This is a genomic window from Hydrogenophaga sp., from assembly GCF_030373245.1.
In the GTDB taxonomy this organism is placed as follows: domain Bacteria; phylum Pseudomonadota; class Gammaproteobacteria; order Burkholderiales; family Burkholderiaceae_C; genus Hydrogenophaga.
In genome coordinates, this window is sequence record NZ_JAUCZF010000001.1 from 409,136 (window position 1) to 431,335 (window position 22,200).

Sequence of the window (22,200 nt, forward strand, 5' to 3'; positions counted from 1 at the left end):
AGTCGCCATGGCGCTTGAGCGGTGGCTCTTGGGCTAGGTCCTGGGTGGGATCACGGTCGCGATCCTGGGCCATTGCCGCAGCAGCCACAACAGCCCCGCGCTCACGCCACCCACCGCCAACAGCACCAGCGACAAGCCCCAGAAGCCTTGCAGCGAATAGGCCCAGGCCTCCAGCGAGACCAGTACCGCCGTGGCCAGCCACAGGCGGCGCGGCGTCACCGCGCTCGGCGCCACGGCACGGAGCTGCTGAAAGATCACGCCTGCTGCCACCGCAAACGCCAGCGCCACAGCGGCGGCGCCCAGCATCACTTCCTTGAGTGGCAGGCGCGCCTTGATGGCTTCGGTGTCGACCTCGGTGATATGGCCGTTTTGCGTGACGCTCACACCCGGCGGCGCCTGGCCTGTGGACTGAAACGCTTCGGCCGCTTCGATCACCTGCGTCTGGTAGTGGGTTTGCACACCGTCCAAAACGATTTGTGAAAACGACGACTGCACGACCTGGTTGAGCAGAAAAGCCGAGATCGGGCTTTCGGTCTTGATGACCAGCGCCGTCAGCAAGACCAGCACTGCGGCCACCGCCACCGTGGCCGTGGCCATGAGGCCAATCAAACGAAAACGCTGCTGCGACACAAACACCAGCACAGGCTCCCAGTGCTGAGGCCAAGGCACCTCGGGCGCAGCGGGTGAGGCCGCGGTGGCAAAACCCGGCGATGGCGCGCTGGCCTGCGTGTGCTGACTCACCAGGCGAGCGAAGTCGCCGTCTTTGGGTTCTGGGTTCATGGTGTGTGGGCAGGTGTGCGCGATGGGCAAGATCGGTCGCGACGCAGGACCCAGATGGTAATGCGGGATGACTACCAACAGGGGTGGGTATGGAGGGCGCAGCCCCTGCGCAGAAGAGCAAGGACGACGCAGCGCGGGAGCAACGGGCCAGCCGCCGGGCCGCTCCCAAGGCAGACCCAGCCCCCGCTGGGGGCTGAGGGCCGCGGCTCCGAACCTGCCTGCGCAGGCTCGGACAGCCCGAAGAGGTACGGCCTGCGGCCGTGACGCGCCCTGCAAGGGGCGACCTGCGCAGCAGCGGAGCGTGGGGGTTCTGTCTCATGCGAAATGCCCGTGCAGGTACCAGGCGGGTGCTTCGTCCAGCCGGGTTTGAAACACCCACAACACACCCGCTTGTTCCGACAGCGCCACCCAGTAGTCGCGCGTCACGTTGCGCGTGTGGCCGGGCTCGGGGGCGACGGTGATCTCGACGCGATCCCACCAGCCGCCTTCGATGCGCTGCGGACCGGCGAGCATTTGCAGTTCGCCCTGGTACAGCGGCCGGTTGCCGTGCATGGCGAGCTTGAGCGGTTGTGGCAGCACAAAGGTGGGTTGGGGCCCATCCGGCGCGACCGCGGGCTTGCGAGGCAAGGTCTGCAGCGCAGGCTGCCAACGGCACATCCACTCGGGCCGGTGGTCTTCCAGCAGCACCGGGCGCAACACGCGCTCGGGGCCCAGGCGTGCCGCCAGGCGCTCGAGCACCAGGTGCAAAGTTTCACCCTGGTGCACACTGTCAGGCAGCAGCGAGTGGCTGGTCGGCTGGAGCTGGTGGACCTCGTCGGCGGTGAGCCGCAAATCACCCACGGGTGCGGCCAGTTCAATCCGAGCGAGGTGCTCGGCCAGCAGGCGGCACAGGTGCTCCACATCGCGCATCGGCTGGGCGGTGCGCACGGTATGTGACCCCCACCCTGGCTGCGCCTGGCCCCCCAAGGGGGTGCAGCCGTTCTTGGGGCGGCCCGGCGGACGGCTGGCATCGCCCTCGCCCACCGACCGTGAACGCATCGCATCAAACGCCCAGTGCAGGGTGAAAGCCGTCACGCCACTGTGGCGCGCGCTCAGCCAGCCGCACAGCTGCAGCAGCAGACGCCGCGCGCCGAACAGCAGGGCGCTGGCGTCTTCCACGCGGTGCATCAGCTCCAGCCGCGCGTCAAACGTCTCGGGCAGCTGCACCCATTCGTGCACCTCGGGCATCAGGCCATAGGCCTGATCGAGCGCGTGCAGCAGCTGCTTGTCGAAGCGCCTGGCCACGCCGCCGCGCGGCAGCGCGCGCAGGTCGCCCAGGGTGCGGCAGCCGATGTGGGCCAGCGTCACCGCGTGCGGCCGCACCGCGCTCAAGACAGCGAGCGGCAGCGCGTCGAGCACGGTTGACAGGGGAGCGCGCCCGCCGTGCTGAATACCGGCGCGCGACAGCGCCAGCGCGGCCAGGCTGTTGGGTGCCCAGGCCAGGCGCTGCACGCCGAGTTCTTGCCCCTCGGCCCACACGCGCTCGGCGAGCGCACGCCGGCCACCGAACAGGCGCAGGCTGCCCGCCACCTCCATGACCACGGCTTCGTCGGCGACGGCGACCCGGGGCGTGAACTGCAGCGCCCAGACCGCCAGCGCCTGCAGCGCCGCGTCAATGGAAGGGCACGCGTCGTCGGGGCGGGGCAGCAGCAGCGCGGACCAGAGCATGGTCGGCTTGGGCAGAGGCGTTGGGGGACGCCACCGGCGCGGGTGCGCGGTTCGTGGTCTGAGCGACCGCTGGCGCACCACCGCTCGCGGGCGGGCGCAGCCGCAAGGCGCTGGGCCGTTGCAACCGCGGCGTGAGGATGGCCTGCAGACCGGCGGGCACCGAGGGCAGATGCAGCGTGTTGACCAGCGGCGGCCCCTTGCGCTTGAGCAGGTCGACCTGCAGCGCCCAGTCAGCCCCCACGCGGGCGAGCAGGCGCAGCGGCGCGGCGGACGATTCCTGCGCCGCCGTGCTGGGACGGCACACAAACACCGGCCCGGCGTGGCCGGCGGCCAGCACCTGCAGGCGGCGAACCTGCTCGGGTCGCACCTGCGGCAGCCAGACCAGCAAGGCACCACCCGCGTTGGCCTTGACCAGCTGCTCGGCCGACCACAGGCGCTCGGCCGGTGTCTCGGCCTGCACCCAGACCAGGTGCCGCTCATCCAGCCCCGCCAGCCGCAGACCCGGCAGATGCGGCGTGCGCGGCGGGCCGACCACCACCACCGTGCGCGCGGCGGCGCACACGCGCTGCAGCGCGGGACCGAGCAGCCGCCACTCCAGCGTGCTGCTCTGCGGACTCAGGATCTCGGTGAGGCTGTGGCCCGGCCAGCCGCCGCCAGGCAGTTCGGCGTCAAGCGCATGGAAACCGCTCGGGTGCACGGTGACCACCGGCGCACCGAGCTGGTCGCCGCGCCACAACGCCGCCGACACCGCAGCCGGCAAAGCGCCCGCCGCGAAGACTGGGCGGCTGGCGCAGGGGACAGAAGGTCCGGCCGACGGCGTGTCGGCCAGCAAGGCGGTGGCGGGAGGCATGTAGGGGCAGCAAGGGCAGAGAACGGCTGGAACAAGGAAAAGGAGAAGGCGATAGATACTGTTTTTTCGTACAGTATCAAAGATGCTTCTGCCTGTCCAGAAAAACTTGAAAACCCGACGGGCAAGGACCTGTTCACACCATGTTTCTGAGTGCAATGAGGTGCAAAAGGCGCAAACCGCAGCCAGCGTGTCCCCCGGTCAGGCTTCGCAACGTCGCGTGGCCTTTTTTTTCCAAGCCCCACCCCAGTTCGCACCCAGAAAACGGTGTTGACAAGCTCTGGCGCGCTGAAGGCTTCTTGCATCGATGAACATCTGGTCACGCTTGCACTCACCTGTCCGCCCCAATGTGGCTATGGTGGGACTCTTCAAGTCAAGGAGGCTCCCCGATGACATGCCATGCGTTGCCCAATGCGGGTCTTGCCGAGCACAGCGTTGCGCCGGCGGCATCTGAAGCGCGGGTCGCCACGCTGATCGGGCAGGTGTACGAAGTTGCGCCCGCCGCGGACCGGCGGCGCTTGCTGGAATACCTGTTGCCCCGGGTGGGCGTGTTATCGCTGGCCGTGGTGGCCGACGGCCTGTTTGCCCGCATTCTTTTTCGCAACGAATCGTCGCGCATCCGCGTGGGTCTGGAAGACGTCGGGCAGGTGCAAGGCAACGATGTGAGCGCCCTGGTTGAGCGCCTGCAGCAGGTGAGCACAGACGCCATCTACGGGCTGGCTCAGATCGTGGCGGCTTCGCCGGTGATGGCCTCGTCAGCGGCGGCGGCCCTGCTGGTGACCGTGCTGGTGCAGCGAGCGCGAGCCCAAGCTGCAGACGATGCCGACCCGGGCAATGCCCTGGCTCAGGCCGCCGCCCCCAGCGACGCGCCGTAGCGCGCGATGGTCAGGCCTTCGGTGTCGATCTCGGGCTGCCCTCCGCCCATCCAGTCGGCCAGCAGGCGGCCGGTGCCGGCGGCCATGGTCCAGCCCAGCGTGCCATGACCTGTGGCCAACCAAAGACCGGGCAGGCGGGTGGGACCGACGATGGGGGTGCCGTCCGGCGTCATGGGGCGCAGGCCGGTCCAGAACTCGGCGCGAGAGACATCGCCCCCGCGCGGAAACAGATCGGTGCACACATGCTCCAGTGTCCTGCGGCGACTGGCGTCCAGCTTCAGATCAAAACCCGAGAGCTGCGCCGTGCCGCCCACGCGGATGCGGTCACCCAGCCGGGTCACAGCCACCTTGTGCGTCTCATCCATGATGGTGGACTCGGGCGATTGGGTGGCGTCGGTGATCGGCACCGTGATTGAAAAGCCCTTGACGGGGTAGATCGGCACGTTCAAACCCACCGGTGCCAGCATCTGGGCAGAGTAGCTGCCCAGCGCCAGCAGGTAGCGGTCGGCCGTGACCAGCCCGGCGTCGGTCTCCACGCCGGTGATGTCGGCGCCGTTGGACCGCAGGCTGCGGATGTTGACCCCAAAACGAAACTGAACGCCCAACGCCTTGGCCATCTCGGCCAGGCGGTTGGTGAACAGAAAACAGTCACCGGTTTCGTCGCCGGGCAGGCGCAGCGCACCGACGAACTTTTCTTTCACGTCGGCCAGCGCCGGCTCGTACTGCAGGTACCCAGCGCGGTCCAGCAACTGATAGGGCACGCCGTACTGCTGCAAGATCTCTACATCCTTGGCTGTGCCGTCGAGCTGCTTCTGGGTGCGAAACAGTTGCAGCGTGCCTTGCATGCGCTCGTCGTAGGCGATGCCGGTGTCCGCGCGCAGCTGCATCAGGCAGTCGCGGCTGTATTCGGCCAGTCGCACCATGCGCGCCTTGTTCACCCGGTAGCGCGCCTCGGTGCAGTTGCGCAGCATGCCCAGGCCCCAACGCCACATGGCCCAGTCCAGCATGGGCTTGATGACCAGCGGGCTGTGGTGCATCAGCAGCCACTTCACCGCCTTGATCGGCACACCCGGTCCTGCCCAGGGCGCCGAATAGCCCGGCGAGACCTCGCCGGCGTTGGCAAAACTGGTCTCCAGTGCTGGCCCGGCCTGGCGCTCCAGCACCGTGACCTCATGCCCGGCCTTGGCCAGGTAATAAGCGGCTGTCGTACCGATGACGCCACTGCCCAGAATGGTGACTTTCATGAATGCACTATAGGCCTTGGGTGGCTGGCTGCTGAAATGAGCGGGCGTCTCGACGGCAAGCGTGGCCGTGCCTTGAGCTTTTTGACCAGACACCCGGTCTGATGACCGAGCATCGATGATCAAAGCCTCATCAAGCTATTTTTTCAATTGAATCAAGCACTTAAGACACATCTCGACATCCAGACTTGAACCAGCCCACATTTGTCACATTCCGGGAACCAAAGCACTTAGCACTCTCTCTCATAGAGTGCTAACATTTCCAGAAGAGCACCCTTAGGAGGGAACACACCATGTCTGCTGCAACTCTTGCTTTCAACGCCGCACCGTCCACCACCCTGGCGGTAGCCAGCCCGTGGGCGAGCCGCTCACTGAGCTTGCCTGCGCTCGGCAACCTGGACGCCTACATTTCCGCCGTCAATCGCATGCCGCTGCTGACGCTGGAAGAAGAGCAGAGCGCCGCGCGGCGCCTGCGCGACGACAACGACATCGAGGCCGCGGGTCAACTCGTCATGTCCCACCTGCGGCTGGTGGTGTCGATCGCCCGCCAGTACCTGGGCTACGGCCTGCCCCATGGCGACCTGATTCAGGAAGGCAATGTGGGTTTGATGAAGGCGGTGAAGCGCTTTGATCCTGACCAGGGCGTGCGCCTGGTGAGCTACGCCATGCACTGGATCAAGGCCGAGATCCATGAATATGTGCTGAAAAACTGGCGCATGGTGAAGGTAGCCACCACCAAGGCCCAGCGCAAGCTGTTTTTCAATCTGCGCTCGCGCAAGCAAAACTTCCGGGCCGAAGCGCTGGACGGCGACACCCACCGCGAGGTGCTCTCCGATGGCGAGGTCGAGGTGATGGCGCGGGAGCTGCGCGTCAAGCCGGAAGAAGTGCGCGAAATGGAGACCCGGCTGTCGGGCGGTGACGTGGTGCTGGACCCGTCGCCCGGCAACGACGGCGAAGAGAGCTACGGTCCGATCGCCTATTTGGCCGACGTGAATCACGAGCCCACCGCGGTGCTGGAGAGTGCCGAGCGCGACGCGCTGGCCACCGAAGGCGTCGCGCGTGCGATGAGCGAGCTGGACGACCGCTCGCGCCGCATCGTCACCGAGCGCTGGCTCAAAGTGAACGACGACGGGTCGGGTGGCATGACGCTGCACGAGCTGGCCGCCGAGTACGGTGTGAGTGCCGAGCGGGTGCGCCAGATCGAGGTGGCGGCGATGAAGAAGATGCGCAAGGCGCTGATCGAATTCGCCTGACACCGCGCCACCCAGCCAGCCCGGTCAGACCTTGGTCTGCCCGGGCTTTCTTTTTGCGCCAGATCAAGCCGTCGGCACATCGGCTTGACGCGCCAAGCTCCGCTCTGCACCATGAACTGGCAGGCTGGCTCATCCCGAGCCGGTCACATTCTCCGCAGGTCTGTTCATGCTTCGCCCAAAAGCCTTCTGGGCCGCCCTCTATCTCTTGTTGATGCTGCTGCCGCTGCTGATCGGCGAGTGGGCGGCGCGCACCGCGGGGCTGGAGCGCAGGCCCTGGCTGGACGAATGGGCATCCGGGCTGGGCATGATCGGGTTTGCCTTGGTCTTGCTGTCGTTCTTCCTTCTGGGGCGGTTCAAGCCCTTGTCGGGCTGGCTGGGCAGCGACTTGCTGATGCAGACACACCAGTTGTTTGCGAGAACTGCTGTGCTGATGCTGTTGCTGCATCCGTTCTTCTACAGCCTGTGGCGTGCGCCACCCGGGCCGACAAGCACCTCCGCGGCGGAGGTGCTTCGCATCGGTGGCGGCTCCTGGGGCCTGGTCACCGGCGTACTCGCCCTGGGCTGTCTGCTCGTGCTGGTGGCCAGCGCGATCTGGCGGCAACGCAGCGACACGTCCTACGAACGCTGGCGGCTGATGCACAGCGCGCTGGCGCTGGCGGTAGTGGGTTTGGGCCTGCACCACACGCTGGTGTCGGGCCGCTTCGCGCAGTTCGGCGCGGTGGCTTCCGTCTGGTGGGCACTGGCAGGACTGGCACTGTTGTCGTGGCTGTGGGTCTACGGGGTGCGTCCGCTGTGGCAAGGCGCGCACCCCTACCGGATCGAAAAACTCGAGCGCTGCGCCGACCGCATCTGGCGGCTGGAGATCGCACCGCGCTCGCCAAAAGGGGCGCGTTTTCGCGCCGGCCAGTTCGCCTGGCTCAAGCTGGGCCACCGGTGGCCGCACCGCGACAACCCCTTTTCCATCAGCAACGCGCCGGGTGAAGGGGGACGGGTGCAATTCCTGATCAAGGAGGCGGGCGACATGACGCGCGGGCTCGCCCAGCACACGGTGGGCGATACTGCCTACCTGGACGGGCCGCACGGGCGCTTTGACCTACCGCCCGAGGCCACCGCCGTGGTGATGCACGCGGGCGGTATCGGCGTGGCGCCGTTTGTGAGCCTGCTGGCCGACGCAGTGGCGCGGCAGGATCCTCGACCGCTGCGCCTGATCTACGCCGACAAGCTCCGCGACCAGATGGTGGACGTGGTGGCGCTGTCAGGCGCCGATGCCCTGCCCGACTTCCAGCTGCTGCCCATGGTGGAGCAGCCGGATGCCGCATGGGAAGGTCTTGCAGGGCGACTCGATGCGATTGGCCTGGCGAAGGCACTGGCTCACCCAGCCGTGGCGCCGCTGGCCAACACCGCGTACCACCTGGTCTGCGGACCCGAGCCCATGATGGACGCGGTGGAGACCGCGCTGGTGACGCGCGGCGTCCCACCGGAACGCGTCGTCTCCGAACATTTCAAATACGACTTCTCCGGCCTGTCGCCTTTGGCCAAACGCATGCGCCAGACGTGGTGGGGGTTGTCGGCCGCAAGCCTGCTGGGCTTGGTGCTGGCGCTGGTCTGGCGCTGAGCAGGCGACGGGCTCAGGCCTCGCGGCGCAGCGCGGGGAAAAGGATCACGTCGCGGATGCTGGAGCTGTCGGTCAGCAGCATCATGAGGCGGTCGATGCCGATACCGCAGCCGCCTGCGGGCGGCATGCCGTATTCAAGCGCGCGGATGAAATCGGCGTCGAAGTGCATGGCTTCGTCGTCACCGCCGTCTTTGCTCGCCACCTGAGCATGGAAACGCGCGGCCTGGTCCTCGGCGTCGTTGAGCTCGGAGAAGGCGTTGCCGAACTCGCGACCCGTGATGTAGAGCTCGAAGCGCTCGGTCACGTCCGGGTTGGCATCGTTGGCGCGCGCCAGAGGCGAGATCTCGGTCGGGTGGTCCATGATGAAGGTGGGGTTCCACAGCTTCTCCTCCACCGTCTCCTCGAAATACAGCACCTGCAGGCTGGCCAGGCTGCGCTGGCTCAGCTGATGCTTGGCTTCTGAGAGACCCAACTTTTTGAGCTGTGGAATCAGCCACTCGGCTGAGTCGACCTGATCACCCGCTTCGGTGTACTTCAGGATCGCCTGGCGGATGGTCAGGCGCTCGAACGGTGACATCACATCAACGGGCTGGCCGTTGTAGGTCAGCGGCGTGTCGCCATGCACCTGCTTGACCACATGGCGGATCAGCTGCTCGTTGAAGTCCATCAGGTCCTGGTAATTCCAGTACGCCGCGTAGAACTCCATCATGGTGAACTCGGGGTTGTGTCGAACGCTGATGCCTTCGTTGCGGAAGTTGCGGTTGATCTCAAACACGCGGTCGAAGCCACCCACCAGCAGGCGCTTGAGGTACAGCTCGGGCGCGATGCGCAGGAACATCTGCTGGTCAAGCGCGTTGTGATGCGTCTCGAAGGGCCGTGCATTGGCGCCGCCCGGGATCGGGTGCAGCATGGGCGTCTCGACCTCCAGGAAACCGTGGCTGACCATGAACTCGCGCAAGGTTGAGAGCGCCTGGCTGCGCACCACAAAACGTCGGCGCGTGGCCTCGTCGGTCATCAGATCCACATAGCGCTGGCGGTACTTCATCTCCTGGTCATGCAGGCCGTGAAACTTGTCGGGCAGCGGCCGCAGGCTCTTGGTGAGCAGGCGAATGGAGTCGGCGTGTATCGTGAGCTCGCCCTTGCCGGTGCGGAACACCACGCCCTCGGCGGCCACGATGTCGCCCAGGTCCCAGTGCTTGAAGGCGGCATGAACCGCCTCGCCCACGCTGTCGTTGTTCAGGTATATCTGGATGCGCCCGCCGCTCTCTCCCAGCGAGGCGTCCTGCAGCGTGGCGAAGCTGGCCTTGCCCATGACCCGCTTGAGCATCATGCGTCCGGCCACACTGGCGCGCACCGGCGCGGCTTCCAGCGCCTCCTTGCTGGTCTGCCCATGCGAAGCAAACAGCTCGGCGGCCTTGTCAGCAGGCTTGAAATCGTTCGGAAAGGCGATCGCGCCACCCTGCTTCTGCATCTCGCGCAAGGCCTTGAGCTTGTCGCGGCGCTCGGCGATGAGCTGGTTTTCGTCGTGCGCCGGGGCCTCTGCGGGCGGGACGCTGGAAATGGGAGCTTGGGACATGAAACAGACCGGTGAGAGCCAAAGCGGCGGGAGACCGTCGGCGCAAGCGGCCAACGCGGGTCGAACAAGCGCTGTCGCCGACCAACCACGCATTTTAGTTGGGCCGACCGGCCGATGCCGGCAACGCGCTGGTGGCCCGGATAATGCGGGCCATGTTCCTGCGTGCTGGTCTGGTGTCACTCGCGTTGTTGCTGGCCAGCCGCTTGCTGGGGCTGCTGCGCGAGTCGGTTCAGGCCGCAGCCCTGGGCGCCACGGGCCTGGCCGACGTGGCTGTGCTCATGCTCACCCTGCCCGACCTGCTCACTGGCATCCTGGCTGCGGGCGCGCTGAGCTATGTGTTGCTTCCTCTGTGGGCACGCCAGCAAGCGGCTGAGCAGGCCGCGACCCAGATACGGCTGTTGCGCTGGCTGCTGGTGGCGGGTGTGGCGTCGGGCGTGGTGCTGGTGCTCGCGCCTGAGCTGGTGACGGCGGTGCTGGCGCCCGGCCTGAGCGACATCGGCCACGCCACCGCCCACGGCGCGTTGGTCTGGAGCGCGGCCGCCATGCCGCTGGCCCTGGTGGCCGCCCTGTGGACCACCCGCCTGCAACACGGGCGCGACTTTCTGGGCATGTACGGCGCCAACCTGGTCGTCAACGTCTGCATCGTGGGCGCCTTGCTGCTGGTGGCCCTGGGCGGCTCGGTGTCAGCGCCGATCGGTCTGGTGGGCGGCGGCTTGTTGCTGGGCATGGTTTTGCGGCTGGCCTGGCTGCGCTGGCGGCTGCACAGGACGGATGGCCCGCCGACGCGCGTCGAGCGAGACATCGCGCAGCGCGGCGCCAGATCTGTGGGGTTTCCCGCTGCCTCGATCTGGCTCTGGGCCCTGGCCAGCGCAGGTTTGCCGCTGCTGCTGCCCCTGCTGGGCCGCAGCCTCGCCTCCACGTCTGGCGAGGGCGCGCTGACCACCTTCAACTACGCCTGGAAGCTGGTGGAACTGCCTCTGGTGCTGGCGATTCAGCTCGTGGCGACGCTGGCTTTTCCCAGCATTGCAGCGGCGTTTGTCGCGGGTGACGCTGCGCTCAACCCTGCCCGGCGCGAGCAACAGGTACGCGCCCTGCGCGGCGCATTCGTCCTGGCCTGGGCGTTGGCCTGTGCCGCGGCGGCAGCCATTGCGGGCATGGCCCCGGCACTGGCGCAATTGCTGTTTGGCTGGGGTCGCATGACGCCAGAGGCCGTGGCCCAGGTGGCCGCCTGGGGCCGCATCGGCGCCTGGTCGCTGCTGCCGCAGGCACTGCTGGCGGTGTTGCTGACGCTGATGGCCAGCACCGGGCGTCTGCGCGGCGCGGTGGGGGCCTACCTGGGTGCGCTCGGTCTGTTGCTGCTGTTGGGCGCACTGTCCTACGCCGGGGGCCGGCTCGACGGTGCGCAGGTGATGTGGGCCCTGAACGCAGCCTTCAGCGCGGCGGCTGTGGCGCTGCTGGTGCGCGAGCGTAACTTTCTGCGCGGCGTGCTGGTCTTTCGGGATCTGTTGCCGGCGCTGCTGGCGGCGGTGATCCTGGCCGCACTCGCCACCAGTCTGCCCACGCCGCCACGCCTGCCCGGCCTGGGTATGGCGGTGGGCTTGGCGCTGTCGGTCTTGCTCGTGGCTTGGGCACTCTCCCCTGGGCTGCGTGAAGCCCTGCGCCGATAATTCCGGACTGACATGATTGACCTGATCCAGATCACCAACGACCCCGAGATGGCCCGACGCTGCGATGCGCTGCCGGGCATGCGGCTGATGGTCGACCTGGAGCAGCAAGGCAAGGCCGAACGCCAGGCTGGGCGCAACACCTTCATCAGCACGCACACCATCGCTGATGTGGGCCGAGTCAAAGCGGTGCTGCAACAAGCGCCCTTGATGGTGCGGGTCAACCCTTTGCACGCTGGTACCGCGGCCGAAGTGGACGCGGTGCTGCGCGAGGGCGCAGACCTCCTGATGCTGCCCATGTTCAGCGACGCGCATGAGCTGCGCAGCTTTTGTCACCTGGTCGATGGGCGCGCACCGGTGGTGGCCTTGCTGGAGACGGCGGGCGCGTTCGAGACGCTGCCGATGTGGATGGATGCACCCGGTCTGCACGAGGTCTTCGTGGGGCTCAACGACCTGCACCTGTCACTGGGTCTTCGCTTCATGTTCGAACCCTTGGCCCTGGGGCTGCTCGACAGTGCTGCGCGTCTGCTTCGGGCTCAAGGGTTGCGCCTGGGATTTGGCGGCATCGCCCGTCTGGACGAGGGCCTGTTGCCCGGGCGCGATGTGCTGGCCGAGCACCTGCGATTGGGCTCGCAGGCGGTGATTCTCTCGCGCACCTTTCACGGCAGCGCGGGTACAACCCGCTTTGAGGAGGAAGTGGCCGCGCTGCGCGAGGCCGAGCATTTGCTGAGCCAGCGCAAGCCTGACCTTGTCGAAGCCGACCGCCAGCGCATCGCTGAGATCATTGGCCGCATCGCGATGCAGGCGGCCGCGCGACCTGCAGCCGCGGCATGAAGCGGCTGATGGATGTGCTGATCGCGCTGATTGCGCTGCTGGTGCTCTCGCCTCTGTTGCTGGTCGCTGCAGCGGTGATCGCGGTCGAATCGGGCGCGCCGGTGCTGTTTCGCCAGACCCGGATCGGATTGAGCGGCCGCGAATTTGGCATGTTCAAGTTCCGCAGCATGGTGAAGAACGCGGCCAGCCTCGGGCCCTACTTCACGGCAGAAAACGATCCGCGCATCACGCGCGTCGGCCGCTTCCTTCGCCGCACCAGCATCGACGAGTTGCCGCAGCTGATCAACGTGTTGCTGGGCGACATGAGCCTGGTCGGCCCGCGTCCCGACGTGCCGGCCCAACGCGGCCTTTACAGCGAAGCCGACTGGGCGCAGCGCTGCAGCGTGCGACCCGGCATCACCGGTCTGGCGCAGGCCCTGTACCGCTCCGAATCCACCGAGGCTCAGCGGCTGGAGGCCGACCTGCGTTACACACGCGAGCACTCGCTGTGGCTGGACATCAAGATCTGCTGGTGGACGTTTCGCCGACTCTCGGGGAAAGGGGCGAACTGATGTGTGGCATCTTTGGCTACTGGGATCGCGGTCATCGCTCGCTTAGCGACGACGCCCTGCGCGCCATGGCACACGCGCTGGTGCACCGAGGGCCGGACGACGAGGGTATCCACCACCAGCCAGCGCGGGGCGTGGCCATCGGCAACCGGCGCTTGTCCATCATCGACATCGGTCACGGCCACCAGCCGTTCGTGAGCGACGATGGGCAGATCGCGCTGGTGCAAAACGGCGAAATCTTCAACCATGTGGAGCTGGCCGCCGAGTTGCGCGCACAAGGCGTTCGACTCGACACGCACTCCGACACCGAAGTCATCCTGAGGCTGTACGAGCTTGAAGGCATCGCCTGCTTGAAGCGGCTCAATGGCATGTTTGCCATCGCCATTCACGATGCGCGCGAAGACGCGCTGTACCTTGCGCGCGATCGCATCGGGGTCAAACCGCTCTACACGCTGGACGACGGGCAGCGCGTCCTGTTCGGGTCGGAACTCAAGGCGCTGTGGCCCGCTCGCGGTGGACAGCGGCGACCCATGGACCTCGAAGCCATCCACCACTATCTGAGCTTCAATTACATCCCGGCTCCGTGGACCGCTTACGAGGGTGTGCGCCATGTCATGCCGGGCACCTGGCAGAAGTTCACGCGCGGCCAACACGTGCGGACCGAGCGCTGGTGGAGCCTGGCCAGCCGGCAAGAGCAGGACCACACCTTCGAGCACTGGTCGGAAGAGTTCATGGCATTGCTCGACGACGCCACCCGCATCCGTCTGCGCGCCGACGTGCCGTTTGGCGCCTTTCTGTCTGGCGGGGTGGACTCCAGCACCATCGTCGGCCTGATGGCACGCCACGTGAAAGAGCCGGTCAAAACCTTTTGCATTGGGTTCGAAGACCCGCGCTACGACGAGTCGGCGTTCGCCCAGGACGCTGCAGACCGGTTCGGCTGCCAGCACACCCGCGAAGTGGCTGAGCTCAACATGCTCGACCGCTGGCCACAGGTGCTGCACCACCTCGACCAGCCTCACGGCGATGCTTCCTTCCTGCCCACGCTGAGGGTGAGCGAGCTGGCCTCGAAACATGTGAAAGTGGTGCTCACCGGCGATGGCGGAGACGAGCTGTTCGCAGGCTACGACAAATACGCGCAGTTTTTCACTCGGAACGATGCCGCTGCGCTGTCGCAGGCCAGTTTTGAGCGCAGCTACTTCGACAGCATTTCCCTGTTCTCTCCTGAGTCCAAGGCCGCGCTGTACCGGCCCGAGATAGGTCGTCGGCTGGCTGGCGTCGACAGCTTTTGCGCAGCCGCGCAGCCGTGGTTGAAAGAAGCCGCTCATTTCGACCGCATCAACCAGGCGCTCTACCTCGACATGCAATTGCTGCTGAGCGGCAACAACCTCGTAAAACCCGACCGCATGGGCATGGCGGTGAGCATCGAGGCCCGCACGCCGTTCCTGGACTGGCGCATGATGGAGTTCGCCTTTCGCTCCCGCGGCCACACCAAGCTCTCCCGAGAGGGCGACAAAAAACACTGGTTCAAGCGCGCTGCCGCACCCCTGATCGGAGAAGGTCTGGCCCACCGCAAGAAGCAGATGTTCACCGTGCCGGTGGGCGACTGGTTCAAAGGTGAGCTGCACAGCTGGCTGCGCGGCACCCTGAGCGACAGCGAGGTGATCAGTGAGCTGTTCGAACCCAAGGCAGTACAAGCCATGCTCGACCAGCACCGCGACGGCCAGGCGAACTTCACGCGCGAGTTGCGCGCACTGGCGGCATTGGCCATCTGGCATCGGGAGGCCTTTGCATGAGTCGCGCTCCTCTTGTGCTGTTCGTGACCTACGGTGGTGGTCACGTGGGCATGGTGCTGCCAGTGATCCGCGAACTGGAAGCCCAGTGGCCCGGCGTGGACTGCCAGCTGATGGCGCTGACCACCGGCCACCTCAAGGCAAAAGCGCAGCGACCCACCCTGGGATACCTCGACTTTCTGCATCTGGTTGATGGCCGCGCCGCCCGCCAATGGGGCGAGCGCTTGAGCGAAGGCAACACCAGTCCCGACGTCCCCATCGAAGAGACCTTTGCCTACCTCGGCATCAACTACCTGGACCTGATCTCGCAACATGGCGAGGCGGGTGCGGCCGACCACTACCGCCAGCATGGACGATACGGTTTTCTTCCCTTGCACTTCATGCGCCAGGTCATCGGAGCCTTGCAACCCGATGTGGTGGTCGCCACCAACTCGCCGCGCAGCGAACAGGCGGTACTGGAGACGGCGAAAACCCTGGGCGTCCCCAGCGTGGGCATGGTGGATCTGTTTGGCCTGGACAGCGACACCTATGTGATGCGCAACATCAAGCCCGACTGGACCTGCGTGATTGCCGATCGCGTGCGCGAGCGGCTGGTGGAGCGCGGCTTTCCTTCAGAGGGCGTGGTGGTCACCGGCAACCCTGCGTTTGACGGCCTGTTCACCGAAGACAACCGACGCCGCGCCAAGGCCTTTGTGACCGAGCGTGGCTGGCAAGACCTGCGACCCGTGCTGTTCGCCGGCCACTGGGAGCCACAGGCCCACCCGGCCACGCCGGTGCCTGTCGGCCAGGCCCTGCCGCGGGAGATCGAGACGGTGCTGCGAGACCATGTGCGCCAGCGCCCCGATCTCGCGCTCATGGTCCGCTACCACCCCAGTGACTGGACCCAATACCCACGACTGGCCGACGAGCCTCGCATCCACTTCAGCGAACCGCCGAAGGAGCCCATTCACCCGTTGATCCTGGCCTCGGAGGCGGTGGTGGTCCAGACCTCCACCGTCGGGCTGGAGAGTGCGGTGGCGGGCAAGCCGGTGATCTCGGTCGAGAATTCGCCCGCCGCTCACATCTGGTTCAGCCTGGCGGCACAGGGCGTGTCCACCGGCTGCGCTGAGCCGAGGGACTTGCCCTCCACGCTTGCTCGCGTACTCGACGGCAGGATCACAAGCGCCAGCCCCGCGTTTCGCAGCGACGGTCGTGCCGCTTCGCGCGTGGCCCAGGTGGTGAGAAATGCGGCGGAAAAAGGCGCCCACAATCGCTTTTTGCCGACGGCGGATCGGACAGAATAGTGCTTTGGTTACACCCGAGAGCGTCAGGCACCCCACCATGCTGAAGAACTCCACCATCCTCGTCACTGGCGGCACCGGCTCGTTTGGACACACCTTTGTGCCGATGACGCTGGCCCGCTACCAGCCGCGCAAGCTCATCGTCTACTCGCGCGACGAGATGAAGCAATGGGAAATGGCCAAGCTGTTCCAGGGCGATGACCGTGTGCGCTTCTTCATAGGCGATGTGCGCGACCGCGAACGCATGTACCGCGCGCTCGATGGCGTGGACTACGTGGTGCACGCGGCGGCCACCAAGATCGTGCCCACGGCCGAATACAACCCGTTCGAATGCGTCAAGACCAACATCAACGGCGCCATGAATGTGATCGATGCTTGCATCGACACCCGGGTGAAAGGTGTGGTGGCGCTCTCGACCGACAAGGCCAGCAGCCCGGTCAACCTGTACGGTGCGACCAAGCTCGCCTCCGACAAGCTGTTCGTGGCGGGGAACTCCTATGCGGGAGCCGATGGCTGCAAATTTTCGGTGGTGCGCTACGGCAACGTGATGGGATCGCGCGGCTCGGTCATTCCGTTTTTCCTCACGCAAAAGGGCAAGGGCTCGCTGCCCATCACCGACGACCGCATGACGCGATTCATGATCACCCTGGAACAGGGCGTGGAACTGGTCTGGCACGCGTTTGAAGACATGGAAGGTGGCGAGATCTACGTGAAGAAGATCCCGTCGATGAAGGTGACCGACATCGCGCACGCGGTGGACCCCGACGCCAGGCACGAGATTGTGGGCATCCGTCCGGGCGAGAAGCTGCACGAGCAGATGATCAGCCCCGAAGACGCCTACTACACCTACGAATACCCCGAGCACTTCAAGATCCTGCCGGCCATCCACAGCTGGCACGAGGACTTCAAGCGCATCAAGGATGGCCAACGCGTACCCGAAGGCTTCACCTACGCCAGCGACAGCAACACCGAGTGGATGGACGCAGCCGCCCTGCAGACCTGGATCGCGCAGCACCAGGACAAGATCGGCCGCATCTGAGCCGGCTCACCATGAACGTCATACCCTACGCCACGCAGTCGATCAACGAAGACGACATCGCCGCTGTTCAGGAGGTGTTGAGTTCCGGGTGGCTCACACAGGGGCCTGCAGGGCCTCGCTTCGAAGAAGCCTTCGCTCAGGCACATGGCGTGGCACACGCGGTGGCCGTGTGCAATGCCACTGCCGGTCTGCACATAGCCTGCCTCGCGCTGGGTGCAGGTCCGGGCAAGACGGTCTGGACCAGCCCCAACAGCTTTGTGGCGTCGGCCAACTGCGCGCTGTACTGCGGCGCCGACGTCGATTTCGTGGACATCGACCCGCTCACGCGCAACATGAGCGTCGCAGCACTTCAGGCCAAGCTGGAGCAAGCCGAGCGCCATGGCTCGCTGCCCACCGTGGTGATCCCGGTGCATTTTTCCGGCCTACCCTGCGACCTGTTGCCCATGCGCGCGCTGGCTGATCGCTACGGCTTCAAGCTGCTGGAAGACGCCTCGCACGGCGTGGGTGCCAGCTACGAGGGCCAGCCGATCGGCAGCCGCTACGCCGATGCCAGCGTGTTCAGCTTCCATCCGGTCAAGATCATCACCACCGGCGAGGGTGGCATGGTCACCACCCAAGACCCTGCGATCGCTCGTCGACTGCAGCTGCTGCGTTCGCATGGCATCACGCGTGAGACCAGCGAGATGCAGCAACCCGACACGGGCGCCTGGCACTACGAACAGCACAGCCTGGGCTTCAACTACCGCCTGACCGACATCCAGTCGGCCCTGGGGTATTCGCAGCTGCAGCGTCTGGACAGCTTCCAGGCCGCGCGCGAACGCCTGGCCGACCGCTACGACCAGCTGCTGGCCGGTCTGCCGCTGAAGCTGCCCGCACGAGCGCCGTCGGCCAGCGCGACCGCCCAGTCGTCCTGGCACCTGTATGTGGTGGAGGTGGTGCCCAGCCCCGGCGTGGCCGACCGCGCGACCGTGTTCGCCCGTCTGCGCGAGGCGGGCATCGGCGTCAACATGCACTACGAACCGATCCCGCTGCAACCCTATTACCGAGGTCTGGGCTTCCGTCCCGGCCAGTTCCCGGTAGCCGAGGCTTACGCCGCGCAGGCCTTGTCGATCCCGCTGTATCCGTCGCTGACCGATGAGCAGCAGGACTACGTGGTGGCGGCGTTGAAGAAAGCCCTGCAAGCATGACAATGCTGATCATCGTGCAGGCCCGCATGACCTCGACCCGCTTGCCGGGCAAGGTGCTGTTGCCGCTGGCCGGTAAGCCCATGTTGACGCAGCTGGTGGAGCGGCTGCGCCGGGTGCAGCGCGCCGATGCCATCGTCATCGCGACCACCACCAACACCACCGACGACGCCATCGCCGAGCTGTGCGCGAAACTGGGCGTGCCCTGCCACCGCGGCAGCGAACTCGACGTGCTCTCGCGCTACGCCGATGCGGCCGGCCTGCACAGGGCCGACGTGGTGGTGCGCATCACGTCCGACTGCCCGCTGATCGACCCGGCGCTGATCGACCAGGTGATCGCGGTTTACGAAGAAGGCGACAGCGACTGCGTCTCCAACATGCTGCCGCCCACTTGGCCTTACGGCATGGCGGTCGAGGTGTTCAGCGCCGCCGCGCTGCAGCAGGCGCACGCCGAAGCCAGGCAGCCCGCCGAGCGCGAACACGTCACGCCCTTCCTCTACGCGCACCCCGAGCGCTACCGGCTGCGCAACGTCACCAGCCCGGTGGATCTGAGCCACCACCGCTGGACGGTGGACACGGCGGAAGACTACGAACTGGTCCGTCGCCTGTTCGAAGCGCTGTATCCGGCACGGCCCCACTTCACGCAAAACGACATCCTCGCCGTGCTTGATGCCCATCCCGACTGGATCGCGATCAACCAGCACATCCGGCAGAAGCCGGCCACCGAATCACAAACCCCACAGGAGACCCACCCATGACGTTCAAGACCGAGCAGGAAGCCTTCTGGGCCGGCGACTTCGGCACCGAGTACATCCAGCGCAACCAGGGCGATGCCTTGCTGGCCTCCAACCTCGATTTTTTCGGCAAGGCCCTGCGCCAGGCGCGCGGCATCAAAAGCTGCATCGAATTCGGCGCCAACATCGGCATGAACCTCAGGGCGCTCAAGCTGCTGCATCCCGGCATCGACGCGCACGCCATCGAGATCAACGCCGAAGCGGCCCGGCAGCTCGGCGAGGTGATCCCCGCAGCGAACGTGCACCACAGCTCCATCCTGGACTTTGCGCCCTCACGCCAGTGGGATCTGACGCTCATCAAGGGCGTGCTCATCCACATCAACCCCGAGGTGCTGCCTCAGGTGTACGACAAGCTTGTGGCCAGCACCAGCCGCTACCTGATGGTGGCCGAGTACTACAACCCGGCGCCGGTGGCCATTCCCTACCGCGGCCACAGCGACCGACTGTTCAAGCGCGACTTCGCTGGCGAGATCATGGAACGCCATCCGCAGCTGCAGCTGGTGGACTACGGCTTCGCCTACCGCCGCGACCCCAACTTTCCGCAGGACGACATCACCTGGTTCCTGATGGAAAAGCGCTGATTCCTTTCCAAGAGAAGAGCATGCTGACCTACTGCAAACACTGCGTGATGCCGGACACGAAGCCGGACCTGCACCTGGACGAACACGGCGTGTGCAACGCCTGCCGCAGCTACGAGAAACGCACCGAGGTCGACTGGGACGCGCGTTACCAGGACCTGCTCAAGGTGCTGGACAAGTACCGGCGCCCGGACGGCAGCCACTGGGACTGCATCGTGCCGGTGAGCGGTGGCAAGGACAGCACCTACCAGGTGGTGCGCATGCTGCAGCTGGGCCTGAACCCGCTTTGCGTGACCTCGTCCACCTGCGATCTCTCGCCGCTGGGCCGCGCCAACATCGAGAACCTCAAACGCCTGGGCGTGGACCACATCGAGATATCCCCCAACCCGCTGGTGCGCGCCAAGCTCAACCGCGTGGGCCTCACCCAAGTGGGCGACATTTCGTGGCCCGAACACGTGGGCATCTTCACGATTCCCGTGCGCGCCGCCGTGCAGTTCAACGTGCCGCTGATCGTCTGGGGTGAGAACTCGCAGAACGAATACGGCGGCCCCGCCGCCGCGGCCGACAACAACGTGCTCAACCGCCGCTGGCTCGAAGAGTTCGGCGGCCTGCTCGGCATGCGCGTGTCCGATCTGATTGGTCAGGAAGGCATCGAAGCCAAGCACCTGATCCACTACACCTACCCGAGCGACGAAGAGCTGCAGCGGGTGGGCGTGACCGGTCTGTTTCTGGGCCATTACCTGCCCTGGGACGGCCTGTCCAACACGCTGATCGCGCAGGCCAACGGCTTCCACAGTTACCACAAGGTGGTCGAAGGCTCGATGGTCAACTACGAGAACCTGGACAACCACCAGACCGGCATCCACGACTACTTCAAGTTCCTGAAGTTCGGCTTCGGCCGCGCCACCGACCTGGCCTGCCTGCACATCCGCCGCGGCCGCCTCACGCGGCAAGACGGCCTGGAAGCCGTCAAGCGGCTGGACGGGCTGTTCCCCTGGGAGTACCTGGGCAAGTCGCTCAAAGACATCCTGCGGCCGCTGGAACTGACCGAAGACGAATTCATCCGCATCTGCGACAAGTTCACCAACAAGAAGATCTTCAAGCGCGACGTGAGCGGTGCACTGATGAAAGACCGCGACGGCAACCTCACGAAGATCAATGACGACAACATCTGAACCATGAAGGTCGGCGTCATAGACTACGGCGTGGGCAACCTGGGCTCGGTGCTGCGCGCAGTGGAAGCACTGCGCGTGACGCCGGTGCTGGTCAACCGCGCACAGGACATGCACGCCACCGACTGTCTGATCCTGCCCGGCGTCGGTCATTTCGCTGACTGCGTTCAACTGCTTCAGGGTGGTGGCTGGATGCAGGCGTTGCGCGACGAGGTGCTGGGCTACAACCGCCCGCTGCTCGGCGTGTGTCTGGGCATGCAGCTGCTGGCCGATGCCAGCATGGAAGGCGCGAGCGACTCGCAAGGTGTCCCTGGCCTGGGGCTGGTGCCCGGCCGCGTTGAGCACCTGCGCACGCTGGGATGCACCGCGCGCGTGCCGCATGTGGGCTGGAACGGGATCGCCCAGACACCCACCCGCGATCACCTGTTCAAAGGCATTCCCGACGGCACCGATTTCTACTTTGTGCACAGCTACGCCTTCGTACCCGCCGACGCACACGATGTACTGGCCACCACCGACTGCGGTATCCCGGTGACGGCCGCCGTCAGACGCGGCCACGTCTGGGGCACCCAGTTCCACCCCGAAAAAAGCTCCCGCGCCGGTTTTCAGCTGCTGCGCAACTTCATCGCGGGACCGGCATGCTGAAGGTGCGCGTCATCCCCACCCTGCTCTGGAAGCAGTTCGGCCTGGTCAAGGGCGTCGGCTTCGACAGCTGGCGCCGCGTCGGGCCGGTGCTGCCGGCGATCAAGGTCTACAACCAGCGCGAGGTGGACGAGCTGGTGCTGGTCGACATCGTCGCCCACCTGGGCGACGATGACCCGGATTTCGAATCCATCGACGAGTTTGGTCAGGACTGCTTTGTGCCGCTCACCGTGGGCGGCGGCATCACGCGGATGGAACAGGTGCAGCGCCTTCTGCGCGCGGGAGCCGACAAGGTCAGCCTCAACACCGTTACCTACAGCCACCCCGAGCTGGTGTCCGAGATCGCAAAACGCCACGGCGTGCAGTGCGTCGTGGCCAGCATCGACGTGCGCGCGCAGATCGGCGGTGGCTGGACCTGCTTCAGCCACGCCGGTCAGCAAGCCACCCGCCGCGAGGTGGCGGCCTGGGCGCGAGAACTCGAAGACCGCGGTGCCGGCGAGATCCTCATCACCTCCATCGAGCGCGACGGCACCATGCAGGGCTACGACCTCGCGCTGATCGAGACCGTGGTGCGGGCCGTCAACATCCCGGTGATCGCCTCTGGTGGCGCGGGTGCCTACCAGCACCTGGTGGAGGCCGTGACAAAAGCCGGCGCATCGGCGGTAGCCGCCGCCAGCATGTTCCATTTCACCGAGCAGACGCCAGCCGGCGCCAAGGCCGCGCTGGCCGCGGCCGGCGTACCGGTGCGCCAGGCGTTCCAGCCCGATACGGCAGCCTGAGC

Annotated in this window: 20 protein-coding genes; 15 read left to right on the forward strand and 5 right to left on the reverse strand. The window is 66.1% G+C overall.

Features of this window, described 5'->3' with window-relative positions; translation table 11 throughout:
- Positions 1–33 precede the first annotated feature (33 nt).
- The 3 genes from QUV25_RS02050 to imuA form a co-directional block, all read right to left on the reverse strand.
- A complete protein-coding gene (locus tag QUV25_RS02050) occupies positions 34–780 on the reverse strand; it encodes a hypothetical protein (protein WP_300860942.1) in 747 nt (248 codons plus the stop codon).
- A 315-nt stretch (positions 781–1,095) separates the two neighbouring features.
- Positions 1,096–2,487 (reverse strand): DNA polymerase Y family protein, encoded by a 1,392-nt coding sequence (locus QUV25_RS02055; protein WP_300860943.1) that lies wholly within the window; start codon positions 2,485–2,487, stop codon positions 1,096–1,098.
- A complete protein-coding gene (gene imuA / locus QUV25_RS02060; RefSeq protein ID WP_300860944.1) occupies positions 2,432–3,337 on the reverse strand; it encodes a translesion DNA synthesis-associated protein ImuA in 906 nt (301 codons plus the stop codon). The genes QUV25_RS02055 and imuA overlap by 56 nt, the downstream gene beginning before the upstream one ends.
- Before the next feature lie 386 nt (positions 3,338–3,723).
- Here imuA and QUV25_RS02065 point away from each other — a divergent pair, with 386 nt between their 5' ends.
- Positions 3,724–4,209 (forward strand): hypothetical protein, encoded by a 486-nt coding sequence (locus QUV25_RS02065; RefSeq protein ID WP_300860946.1) that lies wholly within the window; start codon positions 3,724–3,726, stop codon positions 4,207–4,209.
- Here QUV25_RS02065 and QUV25_RS02070 read toward each other — a convergent pair.
- The gene (locus QUV25_RS02070) at positions 4,179–5,453 is read right to left on the reverse strand and encodes a D-amino acid dehydrogenase (protein WP_300860947.1); all 1,275 of its coding nucleotides are present in this window, start codon (positions 5,451–5,453) and stop codon (positions 4,179–4,181) included. The two genes, QUV25_RS02065 and QUV25_RS02070, sit on opposite strands and share 31 nt — an antisense overlap.
- Before the next feature lie 290 nt (positions 5,454–5,743).
- Here QUV25_RS02070 and rpoH point away from each other — a divergent pair, with 290 nt between their 5' ends.
- Both rpoH and QUV25_RS02080 read left to right on the forward strand, forming a co-directional pair.
- A complete protein-coding gene (rpoH, locus tag QUV25_RS02075; RefSeq protein ID WP_300860949.1) occupies positions 5,744–6,703 on the forward strand; it encodes an RNA polymerase sigma factor RpoH in 960 nt (319 codons plus the stop codon).
- Positions 6,704–6,869: 166 nt separating this feature from the next.
- Entirely contained in the window at positions 6,870–8,318 is a 1,449-nt protein-coding gene (locus tag QUV25_RS02080; protein WP_300860951.1) for a ferric reductase-like transmembrane domain-containing protein, read from the forward strand.
- A 13-nt stretch (positions 8,319–8,331) separates the two neighbouring features.
- Here QUV25_RS02080 and lysS read toward each other — a convergent pair whose 3' ends face one another.
- Complete coding sequence (lysS, locus tag QUV25_RS02085; RefSeq protein ID WP_300860952.1) at positions 8,332–9,894, reverse strand: lysine--tRNA ligase; 1,563 nt, start codon at positions 9,892–9,894, stop codon at positions 8,332–8,334.
- A gap of 152 nt (positions 9,895–10,046) precedes the next feature.
- Between lysS and QUV25_RS02090 the strand changes: the two genes are divergently transcribed.
- The 12 genes from QUV25_RS02090 to QUV25_RS02145 are packed head-to-tail and all read left to right on the forward strand — an operon-like array spanning position 10,047 to position 22,198.
- A complete protein-coding gene (locus QUV25_RS02090) occupies positions 10,047–11,561 on the forward strand; it encodes a lipid II flippase MurJ (RefSeq protein ID WP_300860954.1) in 1,515 nt (504 codons plus the stop codon).
- Between the two features lie 12 nt (positions 11,562–11,573).
- A complete protein-coding gene (locus tag QUV25_RS02095) occupies positions 11,574–12,392 on the forward strand; it encodes an aldolase/citrate lyase family protein (protein ID WP_300860956.1) in 819 nt (272 codons plus the stop codon).
- Positions 12,389–12,943, forward strand: coding sequence for a sugar transferase (locus tag QUV25_RS02100; protein WP_300860957.1), 555 nt, complete (start codon positions 12,389–12,391; stop codon positions 12,941–12,943). Before QUV25_RS02095 ends, QUV25_RS02100 begins: the two co-directional genes overlap by 4 nt.
- Complete coding sequence (asnB, locus tag QUV25_RS02105) at positions 12,943–14,733, forward strand: asparagine synthase (glutamine-hydrolyzing) (protein WP_300860958.1); 1,791 nt, start codon at positions 12,943–12,945, stop codon at positions 14,731–14,733. Before QUV25_RS02100 ends, asnB begins: the two co-directional genes overlap by 1 nt.
- Positions 14,730–16,013: a UDP-N-acetylglucosamine 2-epimerase gene (locus QUV25_RS02110; protein WP_300860959.1), complete on the forward strand. Its 1,284-nt coding sequence runs from the start codon at positions 14,730–14,732 to the stop codon at positions 16,011–16,013. The genes asnB and QUV25_RS02110 overlap by 4 nt, the downstream gene beginning before the upstream one ends.
- Before the next feature lie 37 nt (positions 16,014–16,050).
- A complete protein-coding gene (pseB, locus tag QUV25_RS02115) occupies positions 16,051–17,049 on the forward strand; it encodes a UDP-N-acetylglucosamine 4,6-dehydratase (inverting) (protein ID WP_300860960.1) in 999 nt (332 codons plus the stop codon).
- Positions 17,050–17,060: 11 nt separating this feature from the next.
- On the forward strand, positions 17,061–18,236 hold the full coding sequence (gene pseC / locus QUV25_RS02120) for a UDP-4-amino-4,6-dideoxy-N-acetyl-beta-L-altrosamine transaminase (protein ID WP_300860657.1): 1,176 nt from the start codon (positions 17,061–17,063) through the stop codon (positions 18,234–18,236).
- Complete coding sequence (locus tag QUV25_RS02125; RefSeq protein WP_300860658.1) at positions 18,233–18,991, forward strand: glycosyltransferase family protein; 759 nt, start codon at positions 18,233–18,235, stop codon at positions 18,989–18,991. The genes pseC and QUV25_RS02125 overlap by 4 nt, the downstream gene beginning before the upstream one ends.
- Positions 18,988–19,608, forward strand: coding sequence for a pseudaminic acid biosynthesis-associated methylase (locus tag QUV25_RS02130; RefSeq protein WP_300860659.1), 621 nt, complete (start codon positions 18,988–18,990; stop codon positions 19,606–19,608). The genes QUV25_RS02125 and QUV25_RS02130 overlap by 4 nt, the downstream gene beginning before the upstream one ends.
- 20 nt (positions 19,609–19,628) lie before the next feature.
- Positions 19,629–20,780, forward strand: coding sequence for an N-acetyl sugar amidotransferase (locus tag QUV25_RS02135; RefSeq protein ID WP_300860660.1), 1,152 nt, complete (start codon positions 19,629–19,631; stop codon positions 20,778–20,780).
- A 3-nt stretch (positions 20,781–20,783) separates the two neighbouring features.
- Positions 20,784–21,422, forward strand: coding sequence for an imidazole glycerol phosphate synthase subunit HisH (hisH, locus tag QUV25_RS02140; RefSeq protein ID WP_300860661.1), 639 nt, complete (start codon positions 20,784–20,786; stop codon positions 21,420–21,422).
- Complete coding sequence (locus tag QUV25_RS02145; protein ID WP_300860963.1) at positions 21,416–22,198, forward strand: imidazole glycerol phosphate synthase subunit HisF; 783 nt, start codon at positions 21,416–21,418, stop codon at positions 22,196–22,198. The genes hisH and QUV25_RS02145 overlap by 7 nt, the downstream gene beginning before the upstream one ends.
- Positions 22,199–22,200: the final 2 nt, after the last annotated feature.

What these genes read in the sequence shown, in the direction of transcription:
- lysS (WP_300860952.1), bottom strand. Translation starts at nt 9,894, where the DNA reads ATGTCCCAAGCTCCCATTTCCAGCGTCCCGCCCGCAGAGGCCCCGGCG.
- QUV25_RS02110 (WP_300860959.1), top strand. Translation starts at nt 14,730, where the DNA reads ATGAGTCGCGCTCCTCTTGTGCTGTTCGTGACCTACGGTGGTGGTCAC.
- QUV25_RS02080 (WP_300860951.1), top strand. Translation starts at nt 6,870, where the DNA reads ATGCTTCGCCCAAAAGCCTTCTGGGCCGCCCTCTATCTCTTGTTGATG.
- QUV25_RS02065 (WP_300860946.1), top strand. Translation starts at nt 3,724, where the DNA reads ATGACATGCCATGCGTTGCCCAATGCGGGTCTTGCCGAGCACAGCGTT.
- QUV25_RS02055 (WP_300860943.1), bottom strand. Translation starts at nt 2,487, where the DNA reads ATGCTCTGGTCCGCGCTGCTGCTGCCCCGCCCCGACGACGCGTGCCCT.
- imuA (WP_300860944.1), bottom strand. Translation starts at nt 3,337, where the DNA reads ATGCCTCCCGCCACCGCCTTGCTGGCCGACACGCCGTCGGCCGGACCT.
- QUV25_RS02095 (WP_300860956.1), top strand. Translation starts at nt 11,574, where the DNA reads ATGATTGACCTGATCCAGATCACCAACGACCCCGAGATGGCCCGACGC.
- QUV25_RS02070 (WP_300860947.1), bottom strand. Translation starts at nt 5,453, where the DNA reads ATGAAAGTCACCATTCTGGGCAGTGGCGTCATCGGTACGACAGCCGCT.
- QUV25_RS02130 (WP_300860659.1), top strand. Translation starts at nt 18,988, where the DNA reads ATGACGTTCAAGACCGAGCAGGAAGCCTTCTGGGCCGGCGACTTCGGC.
- QUV25_RS02050 (WP_300860942.1), bottom strand. Translation starts at nt 780, where the DNA reads ATGAACCCAGAACCCAAAGACGGCGACTTCGCTCGCCTGGTGAGTCAG.
- pseB (WP_300860960.1), top strand. Translation starts at nt 16,051, where the DNA reads ATGCTGAAGAACTCCACCATCCTCGTCACTGGCGGCACCGGCTCGTTT.
- rpoH (WP_300860949.1), top strand. Translation starts at nt 5,744, where the DNA reads ATGTCTGCTGCAACTCTTGCTTTCAACGCCGCACCGTCCACCACCCTG.
- QUV25_RS02100 (WP_300860957.1), top strand. Translation starts at nt 12,389, where the DNA reads ATGAAGCGGCTGATGGATGTGCTGATCGCGCTGATTGCGCTGCTGGTG.
- QUV25_RS02090 (WP_300860954.1), top strand. Translation starts at nt 10,047, where the DNA reads ATGTTCCTGCGTGCTGGTCTGGTGTCACTCGCGTTGTTGCTGGCCAGC.
- hisH (WP_300860661.1), top strand. Translation starts at nt 20,784, where the DNA reads ATGAAGGTCGGCGTCATAGACTACGGCGTGGGCAACCTGGGCTCGGTG.
- QUV25_RS02125 (WP_300860658.1), top strand. Translation starts at nt 18,233, where the DNA reads ATGACAATGCTGATCATCGTGCAGGCCCGCATGACCTCGACCCGCTTG.
- QUV25_RS02135 (WP_300860660.1), top strand. Translation starts at nt 19,629, where the DNA reads ATGCTGACCTACTGCAAACACTGCGTGATGCCGGACACGAAGCCGGAC.
- pseC (WP_300860657.1), top strand. Translation starts at nt 17,061, where the DNA reads ATGAACGTCATACCCTACGCCACGCAGTCGATCAACGAAGACGACATC.
- asnB (WP_300860958.1), top strand. Translation starts at nt 12,943, where the DNA reads ATGTGTGGCATCTTTGGCTACTGGGATCGCGGTCATCGCTCGCTTAGC.
- QUV25_RS02145 (WP_300860963.1), top strand. Translation starts at nt 21,416, where the DNA reads ATGCTGAAGGTGCGCGTCATCCCCACCCTGCTCTGGAAGCAGTTCGGC.